The following is a 13705-nucleotide window of genomic DNA, read 5'->3' on the forward strand; positions in this document are numbered from 1 at the left end:
ATCAACCTTCGATGGACAGGATAGGCATCGCCTGGGTGAAGGGCGAAGCGGGATTGGAGGCTGCCGAGCGGATCCGCAGCCAGAAGAAATCGTGGCTGCCCAGAGTCAGGGTCAGGCTTCCGTCCTCCCCGATGCCGGGGAAGGGCTGCCCGCCGAAGACGTCGCGAAGGCCCCGCCCTGCAAACCTCGGCACGCGCAGGGTGGTCGCGACCGGGTGCTGGGAGAGGTTGAAGGCGCACAGGATCGTCTCGGGGTCCTCACCGGCCGAATTGCCGGCGGGAAGCTCGCGCAGGTAGGCGAGGACGACGTCGTGATCGGCTTCCACGTGCTCGAACCCGCCCAGCCCGAAGGCCGGGTGGTTCCTGCGGACGCTGAGGATCTGCCGGGTCCACCGCAGCAGTGAGCCCGAATGGGCGGCCTCGGCCTCGACATTGGCCATGCTGTAGTTATAGACCAGCGATTGGATGACCGGCAGGTACAGCTTCCCCGGGTCCGCGTGCGAGAACCCGGCGTTGCGGTCCGGGTTCCATTGCATCGGGGTGCGGACCGCATCGCGGTCCTCGAGCCAGATGTTGTCCCCCATGCCGATCTCGTCCCCGTAGTACAGGAACGGGCTGCCGGGCAAGGACAGCAGCAGGGCGTTGATCAGTTCGATCTCGGACCGGGAGTTGTCCAGCAGCGGCGCGAGCCGGCGCCGGATGCCGATGTTGGCCCGCATGCGCGGGTCCGGTGCGTACCATCCGAGCATGGCGGCACGTTCATCCGCCGTGACCATCTCCAGGGTCAGTTCGTCATGGTTGCGCAGGAAGGTCCCCCACTGGGCCCCCTCGGGGATGTTCGGTGTGTCCTTCATCGTCTCGATGATGGGGGCGGCCTTCTGGTCCCGCAGCGCGTAGTACAGCCGGGGCATGATCGGGAAGTGGAAGGCCATGTGGCACTCCGGCTCCTCCTCGGTGCCGAAGTACTCCACGACCTCCACGGGAGGCTGGTTGGCCTCGGCGATGATCACGCGGCCCGGGTAGCTTTCATCGACCATCTTGCGCAGCTTGCGGAGGAACTCGTGCGTCTGCGGCAGGTTTTCGCAGTTGGTGCCCTCCTCCTCGAAAAGGTATGGAATCGCGTCGGCCCGGAAGCCGTCGATGCCCTGGTCCAGCCAGAACCTCACGACGTCGAAGAGCGCGTCGATGACCTTGGGGTTTTCGAAGTTCAGGTCCGGCTGGTGGCTGAAGAAGCGGTGCCAGAAGAACTGCCGGCGGATCGGGTCGAAGGTCCAGTTGGACTCCTCGGTGTCGACGAAGATGATGCGGGCGTCCTGGTACTTTTCGTCGGTGTCGCTCCACACATAGAAGTCGCCGAAGGGTCCGTCCGGGTCCTTGCGCGACTCCTGGAACCAGGGGTGCTGGTCCGAGGTGTGGTTCAGCGGCAGGTCGATGATGACCCGGACGCCGCGGGCGTGTGCCTCGGCCACGAGCCGCTTGAAGTCGCTGATGGTGCCGAACTCATCGAGCACGGAGTTGTAATCCGAGATGTCGTATCCGCCGTCCCGGAGCGGGGATTGGAAGAACGGCGGCAGCCAGAGGCAGTCGACGCCGAGCCACTGCAGGTAATCGAGTTTCTCGATCAGGCCGTGGAAGTCGCCCGAGCCGTCACCGTTTCCGTCCGCAAACCCCCGGACCAGCACCTCATAGAACACCGCTTTCCGGTACCAGAGCGGGTCGTGCTGGAGTCCGGGTGCGTTGAGTTCAAAGGTCCCCTTCGTACTGAAGTGGCTGGGGTTGGTCGTGCTGAAACTCACTCGTACTACCTCCGGATGCTGAGAATGTGGGCGGGTTCGACGTGGGCGTCCAGCCGGACGTAGTTGTACTCCCCCCATTCCCAGCTTTCGCCGGTCAAGAGATCCTCCACCATGAACCGGCCGTTGTGGGTCAGGTCCTCCGGGTCGAGTTCCAGGGCGGCCAGGTCCAGTGACACGGTGCTCTCCCGGGTGCCGTGGGGATCCACGTTGACCACGATGATGAGGGTGTCCTTGGTGCCGTCCGGAAGGGTCTTGTGCTTGGAATAGACCACGGTGGCGTCATCCGTGCTCTGGTGGACCGTCAGGTTCTGCAGGTCCCCCAGGGCCGGGTGGGTGTGCCGGATTTCATTCAGCCGGGTGAGGTAGGGAGCAAGCGTCCGGCCGGATGCGGCGGCCGCGTCCCAGTCCCGGGCCTTGTACTCGAACTTTTCGTTGTCGATGTACTCTTCGGCGCCCGGCCGGGCCACGTGCTCGTACAGCTCGTACCCGGCGTAGACGCCCCAGATGGGGCTGGCGGTGGCGGCGAGGGCGGCGCGGATCTTGAACGCGGCCGGCCCGCCGAACTGCAGGAACTCGGTCAGGATGTCCGGAGTGTTCACGAAGAAGTTCGGCCGGAAGTACGCAGGGGACTCGTGGCTGACCTCCTGGAAGTACTCCTCCAGCTCCTCCTTCGTGTTCCGCCAGGTGAAGTAGGTGTAGGACTGCTGGAATCCTGCGCGTCCGAGTGCGTGCATCATTGCCGGGCGGGTGAAGGCTTCGGCGAGGAAGATGACCTCGGGATGCTTCTTGTTGACCTTGCCGATCAGCCATTCCCAGAACCACACTGGCTTGGTGTGCGGGTTGTCGACGCGGAAGACCTTCACTCCGTGGCTCACCCAGAGCAGCACGATGCGGAGGATTTCGTTGGAGAGGCCCGCGGGGTCGTTATCGAAGTTGAGCGGGAAGATGTCCTGGTACTTCTTCGGCGGGTTTTCGGCGTAGGCGATGCTGCCGTCCACGCGCGTGGTGAACCATTCGGGATGGCTTTCTACCCAGGGGTGGTCCGGGGCGGCCTGCAGTGCCAGGTCCAGGGCGACTTCCAGCCCCAGCTCACCGGCCCGCGCCACAAAGGCGTCGAAGTCTTCGAAGGTGCCGAGGTCCGGATGGATGGCGTCGTGTCCGCCCTCCTTGGATCCGATGGCCCACGGTGACCCCGGATCGTGCGGTCCGGCCAGCAGGGTGTTGTTCGGTCCCTTGCGGTGCTGTACACCGATCGGGTGGATCGGCGGCATGTAGATGATGTCGAAGCCCATGGCGGCGACGGCGTCCAGGCGCTTGGCAGCGGTGCGGAAGTTGCCGGAGGTCCATTCGCCGGTTTCGGAGTTCCGGAAGGCGCCTTCGGAGCGCGGGAAGAACTCATACCAGGCACCGCGGCCGGCGAGTTCCCGCTCCACCAGCAGCGGGTACGGCTCGGAGACCGTCACCAGTTCGCGGATCGGCTGGCGTTCCACGATGTCCCTCACGTCCGCGGAGAAGCCCGCCGCGAGGCGTTCCTCGGCAGTCAGGGAAGCATCGGACAGCACGTTGACGGCCATCCGCAGCGTGTGCCGGTCGGCCGAGGGGCGGGTGGAGTCTTCGGACGCTTCTGAAAGCAGTGCGGCTCCCTCGGCCAGCATCAGCTCGACGTCGATGCCCGCTTCCACCTTGACCTCGGCGTTGTGGTGCCACGTGCCGTAGCGGTTATGCCAGGCCTCGATCACGAACGACCAGTTACCGGTGCCAGTGGGCGTCAGGATCCCTTCCCAGCGGTCGGTACCCATACCCCGGGGCCCCCGGGGTATGGCCAGGCGGACGCGTTGGCTTTCCTTCCCGCTCGGATCGAGCAGGACGGCGCTGACGCCGAGCTCGTCATGGCCTTCGCGGAAGGCGGTGGCACCGACCACCACGCTCTCGCCCACGACGGCTTTGGCCGGGAACTTCCCGTTCTCGACCGAAGGCTGCACGGCGGTGATCGGAAAGCGGCCAAATCGAAGGCCCTCCGTGATCAGGGCCTTCGGCTTTTGCTTGGACACGGCACTGGTTCGCGAGTTATTCGTCACAGGCTCGACGTTATCTACAAATCCAGCATTTTGCTAAGCCTGCGAAGTTTTTTTGAAGGTTTCCGCATTTTTGCCTCGACGAACCGTCATTTTGCGGAAAGAAACCCAAACCGGTGACGAAGATCTCACTTCTCGGTTAGTGTTTCGCTCGTGAAGGCAATCCGCAGATTTACCGTCAGAACCGTCCTCCCGGAACCCATCCGGCCGCTCGCCAGGCTGGCCACCAACCTCAGGTGGTCCTGGCACCGGCCCACCCGTGAGCTTTTCGAGGAGCTGAACCCCCGGGCGTGGGCCGACAGCGGCCACGATCCGGTGACGTTCCTGGGCCTGGTCAGCCGGGAAGAACTGCAGCGCCTCGCGGCCGACGAGGACGCCGTGCGCCGCGTCCAGTCCGCCGCTGACGACCTCGACCGGTACCTCCAGCAGCCCCGCTGGTACCAGAGCCTGGGCGACGACGCGCCGTCCTGCATCGCGTACTTCTCCCCCGAGTTCGGCATCACGGAGGTGCTGCCGCAGTACTCCGGCGGCCTCGGCATCCTGGCCGGCGACCACCTCAAGGCGGCCTCGGACCTGGGCGTTCCCCTGATCGGCGTGGGCCTGCTCTACCAGGCGGGCTACTTCAAGCAGTCGCTTTCCCGCGATGCCTGGCAGCAGGAGACGTACCCGGTCCTGGACCCGGACGGACTGCCGCTGACCCTGCTGCGGGAGGCGTCCCCGGACGGCAACGGCAAACCGCTCCAGATCTCCCTGCCGCTCCCCCAGGGCCGGCGCCTGCTGGCGCACGTCTGGCGGGCCGACGTCGGGCGCGTTCCCCTCCTGCTGCTGGACTCCAACGTTCCCGGCAACGACGACGCCGCGCGCGGCATCACCGACCGGCTGTACGGCGGCGGCGGCGACCACCGCCTCCAGCAGGAGCTCCTGCTCGGCATGGGCGGCGTCAAGGCCCTGCGGGCCTACCAGAAGCTCACCGGCAGCCCGGCCCCGGAGGTGTTCCACACCAACGAAGGCCACGCTGGGTTCCTCGGGATCGAACGCATCCAGGAAATGATGTCCGCGGCGGAACCGCTGAGCTGGGAAGAAGCTCTGGCCGCGGGCCGCGCATCCACCGTCTTCACCACCCACACCCCCGTTCCGGCCGGCATCGACCGCTTCGAGACCTCGCAGATCCAGCACTTCTTCGAAGCCGGGCTTGCTCCGGACGTTCCGGTGTCGAAAATCCTGGACCTTGGCCGCGAAGACTTCACCGACGGCAACCCGTTCGTCTTCAACATGGCCGTCATGGGCCTCCGGCTTGCCCAGCGCGCCAACGGCGTGGCCAAGTTGCACGGCGTGGTCTCCCGCGGCATGTTCTCCTCCCTCTGGCCGGGCTTCGACCACTCGGAGGTGCCCATCACCTCGGTCACGAACGGTGTGCACGCCCCGACATGGGTGGATCCCCGGGTCTCCAAGCTGGCCCGGGACCACTTCGGGTCCGAGGCGGAGGCGCAGAGCCGGTGGGACCTTGCCTACAACGTCAGCGACGAGGAGGTCTGGGCGCTCCGCCGCGAGATGCGCGTATCCCTCGTTGACGATGTCCGCCGCCGGCTCCGGGCTGCGTGGAAGAAACGCGGCGCGGCCGACGCCGAGCTGGCGTGGACCGATTCGGTGCTGGATCCGGACATCCTGACGATCGGCTTCGCACGGCGTGTGCCGACCTACAAGCGCCTGACCCTGATGCTGCGCGAGCCCGAACGCTTGAAGGCCCTGCTGCTGCACAAGACCCATCCGATCCAGCTGGTCATCGCCGGAAAGTCGCACCCGGCGGATGACGCGGGCAAGAAGATGATCCAGGACCTGGTGCGCTTCACCGACGATCCTGCGGTGCGGCACCGCATCGCGTTCCTGCCCAACTACGACATCGCCATGGCCCGGACGCTGTTCCCCGGCTGCGACGTGTGGCTCAACAATCCGCTGCGTCCGCTGGAAGCCTGCGGAACGTCCGGCATGAAGGCGGCCATCAACGGTTCACTCAACCTGTCCGTCCTGGACGGCTGGTGGGACGAGATGTACGACGGCGAGAACGGTTGGGCGATTCCGACCGCCAACAACGACGCCTCCGCCGAAGAACGTGACGACATCGAGGCTGCGGCGCTCTACGAACTGCTCGAGACCCAGGTTGCTCCGCGCTTCTACGGGCTGACAGTGTCTGACCGGGCCGGAGCGGCAGGGGCCTCGCAGCCCGGGGCGCAGCGGGTGCCGACGCACTGGGTTTCAATGATCAAGCACACCATCTCGCACCTGGGCCCGCAGGTGTCCGCGGAGCGGATGCTCAAGGACTACGTCAACATTCTCTACCGCCCGGCGGCAGTCGCCGGACGGCGGGCCGTGGCGGACAACTACGCCCAGGCAAAGGCCCTCGCGGCCTGGATCTCCCGCATCCGCGCCGCCTGGCCGCACCTTCAGGTGGAGCACGTCGACTCGGTGGGCGTTTCCGAGGATCCACAAATCGGCGACCTCCTCCAGGTCAACGCCTACGTCGCCCTGGACCAGATCACTCCGGAGGACGTGTCCGTGGAGGTCGCCTACGGCAAGGCCGGGGACAACGATGAGCTCGCCGACGTCACGGTGGCTGAACTGAAGGCGGCGGAGGAGCTCGGGAAGGGCCGGCATCTCTTCACGGGCACCATCCTGATCAACCGGTCCGGGTCCTTCGGCTACACGGTCCGGGTGCTGCCGACGCATGAGGCGCTGGCCTCCAAGGCGGAACTTGGCCTGATCGTCAACGCCTGATTCCGGAGTGGCGGAGCTTTAGGAGTTCCGGAGTGCCTCGGGGTCAGAGGCAGACGGCGACGAAGTCGAGGTGCTTGCCGGCGTACCGTTCGGCGTCCTGCAGGACTTCACAGATGACGCCGAAGGAGCGGTCTGCGCGGAAGACGGCCGGCACCTGCCAGATGCACGTGGTGGGGGCCTCGCCGTCGTCGGAAATCGAATCGGCGAAGTCATGCAGCGAGTCGTTGAGGGCGTCGAGGTCCAGCCCGTCGTCGGCCTGGAAACCGAGCGCTCCCGCAAACGCCTCCAGGACAGCCTGCTTTGTATCCGCGGCAGGAATCAACACGGCGCGACGGCGGGCGTCGCCCACCAGTTCCTGCAGCTCTTCGATGGTCCAGGTGTCTGCCGAATAGATTCTCATGGTTCCTTTACGGGGCCGGGCGCCCGGCTGCCGGGCTCGGTGCGGTAGATGCTGATGGAGTTTGCCTCGACCACGTCGCGCTCCCCGGAGGATACGCGGACGCCCTGGCGCCGGTCGTGCAGCTCGGAGGTGGTCAGGCGCAGTTCGAAAAGCCTGATGCCCGTGCCGTCCTCGTTCAAGATCAGGGGCAGGGTGACCTTGATGTCCTCGGCGCCGCCATTGACCACCACCAGCCCGTCCATACGCCCGTCGTCGGAGCCGAGCAGGAGCTGCACCACGCGCTGGGAAGGGTCCTGCCAGACTTCCCCCGACATCGGCTCCCCGTGCGCGTCGAACCAGTGGAAGTAGGACTGGTTGTCGTGTGTCGGATAGTGGTGCGGCTGGCTGGCAAGGAATTCCTTGCGGAGCCGGATCACACGCTTGGTGCTGCGTAGCATCGCGTGCGACTCCGGCGTGCTGGTCCAGTCGATCCAGGTGATGGGGTTGTCCTGGCAGTAGGCGTTGTTGTTGCCCTGCTGCGTCCGGCCCACCTCGTCCCCGGCGGTGATCATCGGCACGCCCTGGGAGATCATCAGGGACGCCATCAGATTGCGGCTTGACTGGGCACGGCGGGCCAGGATCTCCTCGTCCTCGGTGCGGCCTTCGAAGCCATGGTTGTAGCTGCGGTTGTCCCCGTGTCCGTCACGGTTCTGCTCCCCGTTGGCCTCGTTGTGTTTTCGGTCGTATGACACCAGGTCAGCCAGGGTGAACCCGTCGTGGGCGGTGATGAAATTGAGCGAAGCGAGCCGGGACCGGCCCGACCCCTCAAACAGGCTCGCGGAGCCGGACAGGGCATCTGCGAGGCGCGCCACCGATCCTCCCTGTCCGCCGGCGGCGATAGCCGCACGGTCAGGGAGCCAGAAAGTGCGGACGGCGTCGCGGAAGTGGTCGTTCCAATCGACCCAGCCGGGCGGGAAGCGGCCGGTCTGCCAGCCGCCGTAGCCGATGTCCCAGGGCTCGGCGATCAGCTTCGCGGTGGAGAGGAGGGGATCGGCGGCAATCGCGACCAGGAAGGGGTGGCGGGGGTCGAAGTCATTCGCGGCATTCCGCGCCAGGGTCACGGCCAGGTCAAAGCGGAAGCCGTCGATGTGGAATTCATTAACCCAGTAACGCAGCGAGTCCAAGACCAGCTGGATGACACGCGGCTCGCTGAAGTCGAGGCTGTTCCCGCAGCCGGTGGTGTCCAGGTAGCGGCCCTGGCCATCGTTGCGGTAATACTGCATCTCGCCGAGGCCACGGAAGCTTAGCGTCCGCCCGTCGGCACCGCCCTCAGCCGTGTGGTTGTAGACGACGTCGAGGATGACTTCCAGCCCGGCCGCGTGGAGGGCCTTGACCATCCCCTTGACCTCGTCCTGGACTGCCTGCGCACCGGCGGCCTGCGCAGCCTCGGTGGCGTAACCGGGGTGCGGGGCGAAGAACGCGGCCGTGTTGTAGCCCCAGTAGTTCGTCAGGCCAAGGCTTTGAAGGTGCGGCTCGTCAACGTGGAAATGCACCGGCAGCAGCTGGACCGCCGTGATGCCGAGGGAAATGAGATGCTCCACCATGGCCGGGTGCGCGAGCCCTGCATAGGTGCCCCGGAGGTCCTCCGGCACGTCAGGGTGGAGCATCGTCTGGCCTCGGACGTGGGCCTCATAGATGATGGTATTCCGCCAGGGAATCCGCGGGCTGCTGTCCATGCCCCAGTCGAAGTCGCTGGACACGCGGACGTTCGTGATGAAATTCTCGCGCTGGTCCACTGCCCGGCCATATGGATCCAGCAGCAGTGGCTGCTCGCCGGCGGCGTCAAAATCGACGGCGGGCATCGGCAGCGGCAACGACTCGTGGTCCGGCGACGATCGGAACCCGTAGCGGGCACCGAGCGGCAAACCCTCCACGATGCCGTGGTGGACGCCGTTGCTCACATTGGGCAGTGTCTTGAGCTGCCACGCCCCGCCCGGCGCCTGGTAGGCGATGTCAAGGGTCGTCACAGCCGGGGCATACACAGCCACGTTCGCGAAGGCACCCCGGGGGTCGTCCATGACCGGCGAGCCCGCGCTTGGCACGCTGACACCCAGCGGAAACGCCCGTGAGGCGTCTACGGTGGAGGCTCTCTCTATGTAAGGCATAACCATCGCCTATAGCTTAGCGGGGCAGAACAAGCGACCCCTTGGGTTTTCCTTATCCTGTGCAGTGTACGGAAAAGGGGACTGCATACTGGAATGAAGCGCCGAAACTGGAGGTAACTATGCGGATTGCACTGGCCCAAATCATCACAGGCCGTGATCTTGCCACGAATCTGGCCCTCCTCGAGGACCTCGCCGGGCAGGCCAAGGCCGGCGGCGCAGACCTCGTTGTCTTTCCCGAGGCGGCAATGCGCGCCTTCGGCAACTCGCTGCTGGACATCGCCGAACCCCTGGACGGCCCCTGGGCCACGCGTGTCCGCGCCATCGCCGCGGAGCACGACATCGCGATCATTGCCGGGATGTTTACGCCGGGAAGGTCCGACGACGGCGACCGCGGGAAGGTCCGGAACACCCTGCTGGTCACCGGCCGCGGCCTGGACACCAGCTACGACAAGATCCACCTCTTCGACGCCTTCGGCTTCGCGGAATCCGACACCGTGGAGGCAGGCAGCGACCCCGTCACGTTCCAGCTCGACGACGTCACGTTCGGGCTCGCCACCTGTTACGACATCCGCTTCCCCGGCCTCTTCACCGCCAACGCGGACCGCGGCGCCGACGTGAACATCGTCTGCGCCTCCTGGGGTTCCGGTCCGGGCAAGGCCGAGCAGTGGAAGCTGCTGGCCCGCGCCCGGGCCCTGGACTCCACCACCGTGGTCCTTGCCTGCGGCCAGGGCGATCCCGCTAGCCAAGGAACCGAGGTCAAGGGTTCCGCCCCCACCGGAGTAGGGCATTCCGTCGCAGTATCCCCCTTCGGCGACGTCCTCGAAGAGCTCGACGGCGCGCCGGGCCTGCTGTTCGTCGACCTCGACACGGCCCTGGTCAAGGAAGCCCGCGCCAAACTCCCGGTCCTCGCCAACCGCCACAAGTTCTAAGCTTGCGGCTGGGTTCCCTGTTGTCGCCTCCGCGTGCAACGGAGTCTTGCCGTCGCTTAGCGGGTCGCCGTGGTCACCTCCGCGTGCAACGGAGTCTTGCCGTCGCTTAGCGGGTCGCCGTGGTCACCTCCGCGTGCAGCGGAGTCTTGCCGTCGCTTAGACACCTCCTTTCGCCTACTTCGGCCGCTGGGCGGCCTCATCCGGCTCCAGTCGGCGATGCGCTCCTTAGCAAGACCCCGCCGCCCGCTCGAAGGTAAGGCCCCTACCGCTGAGCTACTTCAACGGACAAGGAAACCTGGGCGTCAGGCAAATAGTTAAAGCACCGCTCCCTTACGAGACGTAAGGGAGCGGTGCCGTAGTACGAAAGGTGACCTACCGTTGTGGTTGCTCAACCGTAGGTGACCGGCCTCCAAGCCGGAACCGGGGTTTTGCAAAGGAGCGCATCGCCGACCGGAAGCGAGTGAGGCCGCCAGCGGCCGATTGAGCTGAAGGGAGGTGTCTAAGCGACGGCAAAACTCCGGTTCCGGCGAACCCAGCCACAACTCAAGCGACCAAGGAACGGCCGAATCCGGAAAGGGCTACTTGGCCGCGCGCTGCCGAGAGATCTCGTAGAGGGAGATGCCCACCGCCATGGACGCGTTGAGGGACTCCATGGCCGAGTCGATCGGGATCGAGACGATCTGGTCGCAGTTTTCGCGGACCAGGCGGCTCAGGCCCTTGCCTTCGGAGCCGACGACGATGCAGACCGGCTCCGTGGCCAGGGACAGGTCCGGCAGCGAGACGTCGCCGTCGCCGTCGAGGCCCAGGACGTAGATGCCCATGTTCTTGAACGCCTTGAGCGTGTTGTTCAGGTTGGCGGCGCGTGCCACGGGGACGCGGACGGCGGCTCCTGCGCTGGTCTTCCAGGCCGACGCGGTGACGCCGACGGAGCGGCGTTCCGGCACGATGACGCCGTGGCCGCTGAAGGCGGAGACCGAGCGGATGATGGCGCCGAGGTTGCGCGGGTCGGTGATTCCGTCGAGCGCGGCGAAGAGCGGCGCGTTGGCGACGTGGCCCTTCTTCCAGGCCTCCAGCGTGTGCTCGGCGAGCTCGTAGGCGTCCTGGTACTCGTACGGCGGGATCTGGAGCACGAGTCCCTGGTGGATGGCGTCGTCGGTCATCCGGTCCAGCTCGGGCTTGCCGGTTTCCAGCAGGGGGATGCCGCGCTCTGCCGCGAGCTTGAGGGATTCCTTGACGCGGTCATCCATCTCGATGCGGATGGCGACGTGCAGGGCCTTGGCGGGGATGCCCGCGCGCAGGGCTTCGACCACCGAGTTGCGTCCGGTGACGACTTCCTCGGTGGCGCGGCCCTTAGGGCCCGAGCGGGCGCCGGCGTTGCGGGGGGCTCCCGGCCGCTTGGCCGCCGAGCGTTCCGCCAGCTGCTTGTTCTTGTGGGCCTTGTGATACGGGCGGTCCTCCGCCTTCGGAGTGGGGCCCTTGCCCTCGAGAGCCTTGCGGCCGTGGCCGCCGGTTCCGACCGTGGGGCCCTTCTTCATTTTGACCGACCGGCGACCGTTGTTGGCCATGATTTCCACCCTTTTAAATACGCGATTCGTTGATAAGCCTGAACTCCAGTCTACTGACTCGAGTTAAATCCACGACCGCGGGCCGGGACGTCAGGTTCCCGTAACCCCATTTCCAGTGCGGGGTGCCGGCAGCTCAGTTGCGCTTGAGGCTCCAGCTTGCGCCGTCCGCGCCGTCCTCGACGACGACGCCGGCCGCGGCGAGGGTGTTCCGGATCGCGTCCGATGCGGCCCAGTCCTTGCCGGCCCGGGCCTGTGCGCGCGCCGCGAGCTGCGCCTCGACCAGAACCTCGAGGGCGGTGTTGCTTTGTTCATCCACAGCCGGGGCTGCGGTGTCGTTCAGGCCGAGGACCCCCACCATGTTGGCCGCGCTGACCCAGGCTTGGCGGGCGTCGTCCAGCTCCCCTGCGGTGAGGGCGGTGTTGCCTGCCCGAACGGTGTCGTGCAGTACCGCCAGTGCCTGCGGGACGTTGAGGTCATCGTCCATGGCCGCGGCGAAAGCATCCGGGACCCGGCCGTCGCTGCCCGAGGCCAAGCCTGCACCGTCGGCACCGGCGAGGGCCTTGCCCGCGCGGCTGAGGAAGCCGTCGATCCGCTCCATGGCAGCGGCGGCTTCCTGCAGGGAGGTGGGCTGGTAGTCCAGGACCGAGCGGTACTGGGCCTGTCCGAGGTAGTAGCGGACCACCCGGGGCGAGGCCAGCTCCAGCATCTCGGCGGGGCTGACCGTATTGCCGACGGACTTTGACATCTTCTCGCCGGCGTACGTCACCATGCCGTTGTGCATCCAGAAGTTGGCGAACGGATGGCCGGCCGCCTGCGACTGCGCCATCTCGTTTTCGTGGTGCGGGAAGCGCAGGTCGAGGCCCCCGCCGTGGATATCGAACTCTGTGCCGAGGTATTTGGTGACCATCGCCGAGCATTCAAGGTGCCAGCCCGGCCGTCCGGCGCCCCACGGCGATGCCCAGCTCGCCGTCGTCGGCTCCCCGTCCTTGTGCCCCTTCCAGAGCGCGAAGTCGCGCGGATCTTTCTTTCCCCGGGGATCGGCGTCGGGGGCGCCCTGCATGTCATCGACCTTCTGCCGCGTCAGAGAGCCGTACTTGCTCCAGGAGCGGACGTCGAAGTACACGTCCCCCGAACCGTCGAGGGCCGGGTAGGCATGGCCACGGTCGATCAGCTGCTGGATCAGGGTGTGCATCTCCGGGATGTGCCCGGTGGCGCGCGGTTCGTAGGTGGGGCGGGAAACGCCGAGGGTGTCGTAGGCCTTGAGGAATTCCTGCTCATACCGGTAGGCCAACGCCCACCATTCCTCCTCGCGGACGGCCCCGGGCTCGTCCTCGAGGTCCGGGCCGAAGGAGGCCGCGGACTTGGCCAGGATCTTGTCGTCGATGTCGGTGACGTTACGGACCACCGTGACGCGGAAGCCACGGTACTGCAGCCAGCGGGTGAGCTGGTCGAAGGCGATGGCGGAGCGGATATGCCCGACGTGCGGCATGCCCTGCACGGTCGCCCCACAGTAGTACAGGCTCACCTTGCCGGGAACCAGGGGGACGAAGTCGCGGACTTCGGCGGATGCAGTGTCGTAAAAGCGCAGGGTCACCGCTCCAGATTAGCCGATGGCCCGGCGCTGCCCGCCCGCGCGCTGGCTCGGGGCGCTGGACGGGCACGCTACTTGCAGTACTCGCCGATCCTGTTGATCTGTTCCCGGAACTGGTCCGTCTGGGCGGGGGTCTGGTTCCCGTCGGGGGTGGCCGCGACCTCTTTCATGAGATCCGCCATCTTCTGGATCGGGGCTGACACTTCGGGGGCCACCTTGTCCGCTACTTCCTGGTAGTGCTGGGCGATCTGGCCCGCCCGCTCCTTCTGGCTCCCGCTGGGCACGAAGTTATCGCCGTTGAGGAAGGTGCAGCTTTCCTGCACGGTCATCCGGGCTGGCTGCGGCGGGGGCCCCGATGCCTGGCAACCGGTCAGCAGGGTTCCCATGAGGAGTACGACGGCGGCGGGCAGCTTTTTCACGGTGTCTCCTGTTGT

9 protein-coding genes are annotated in these 13705 nt (G+C 66.3%); 2 read left to right on the forward strand and 7 right to left on the reverse strand.

The window, feature by feature from the left end:
* Position 1: 1 nt before the first annotated feature.
* Complete coding sequence (gene treS, locus QFZ65_RS17420; RefSeq protein ID WP_306912002.1) at positions 2 to 1795, reverse strand: maltose alpha-D-glucosyltransferase; 1794 nt, start codon at positions 1793 to 1795, stop codon at positions 2 to 4.
* A gap of 5 nt (positions 1796 to 1800) precedes the next feature.
* Positions 1801 to 3873 carry an alpha-1,4-glucan--maltose-1-phosphate maltosyltransferase gene (locus tag QFZ65_RS17425; protein WP_306912003.1) on the reverse strand — a complete coding sequence of 691 codons (2073 nt, stop codon included), beginning with the start codon at positions 3871 to 3873 and terminating at the stop codon, positions 1801 to 1803.
* A 150-nt stretch (positions 3874 to 4023) separates the two neighbouring features.
* Between QFZ65_RS17425 and glgP the strand changes: the two genes are divergently transcribed.
* Entirely contained in the window at positions 4024 to 6642 is a 2619-nt protein-coding gene (gene glgP / locus QFZ65_RS17430) for an alpha-glucan family phosphorylase (protein ID WP_306912004.1), read from the forward strand.
* Positions 6643 to 6685: 43 nt separating this feature from the next.
* Here the strand turns inward: glgP and QFZ65_RS17435 are convergent, their stop codons facing one another.
* Positions 6686 to 7042 carry a barstar family protein gene (locus QFZ65_RS17435; protein WP_306912005.1) on the reverse strand — a complete coding sequence of 119 codons (357 nt, stop codon included), beginning with the start codon at positions 7040 to 7042 and terminating at the stop codon, positions 6686 to 6688.
* The gene (gene glgX, locus QFZ65_RS17440) at positions 7039 to 9192 is read right to left on the reverse strand and encodes a glycogen debranching protein GlgX (protein WP_306912006.1); all 2154 of its coding nucleotides are present in this window, start codon (positions 9190 to 9192) and stop codon (positions 7039 to 7041) included. The genes QFZ65_RS17435 and glgX overlap by 4 nt, the downstream gene beginning before the upstream one ends.
* A 113-nt stretch (positions 9193 to 9305) precedes the next feature.
* On the opposite strand from glgX, the gene QFZ65_RS17445 reads away from it, so the two are divergent.
* Complete coding sequence (locus QFZ65_RS17445) at positions 9306 to 10115, forward strand: carbon-nitrogen hydrolase family protein (RefSeq protein WP_306912007.1); 810 nt, start codon at positions 9306 to 9308, stop codon at positions 10113 to 10115.
* Between the two features lie 578 nt (positions 10116 to 10693).
* Here QFZ65_RS17445 and rlmB read toward each other — a convergent pair.
* From rlmB to QFZ65_RS17460, 3 genes are all read right to left on the reverse strand, one after another.
* Positions 10694 to 11680 (reverse strand): 23S rRNA (guanosine(2251)-2'-O)-methyltransferase RlmB, encoded by a 987-nt coding sequence (gene rlmB, locus QFZ65_RS17450; protein ID WP_306912008.1) that lies wholly within the window; start codon positions 11678 to 11680, stop codon positions 10694 to 10696.
* Positions 11681 to 11813: 133 nt separating this feature from the next.
* Positions 11814 to 13274, reverse strand: coding sequence for a cysteine--tRNA ligase (cysS, locus tag QFZ65_RS17455; RefSeq protein WP_306912009.1), 1461 nt, complete (start codon positions 13272 to 13274; stop codon positions 11814 to 11816).
* 68 nt (positions 13275 to 13342) lie between these two features.
* Positions 13343 to 13690 (reverse strand): hypothetical protein, encoded by a 348-nt coding sequence (locus QFZ65_RS17460; RefSeq protein ID WP_306912010.1) that lies wholly within the window; start codon positions 13688 to 13690, stop codon positions 13343 to 13345.
* Between the last annotated feature and the right edge of the window lie 15 nt (positions 13691 to 13705).

Origin of the sequence: Arthrobacter sp. B3I9 (genome assembly GCF_030816935.1) — a bacterium.
Lineage (GTDB): Bacteria > Actinomycetota > Actinomycetes > Actinomycetales > Micrococcaceae > Arthrobacter.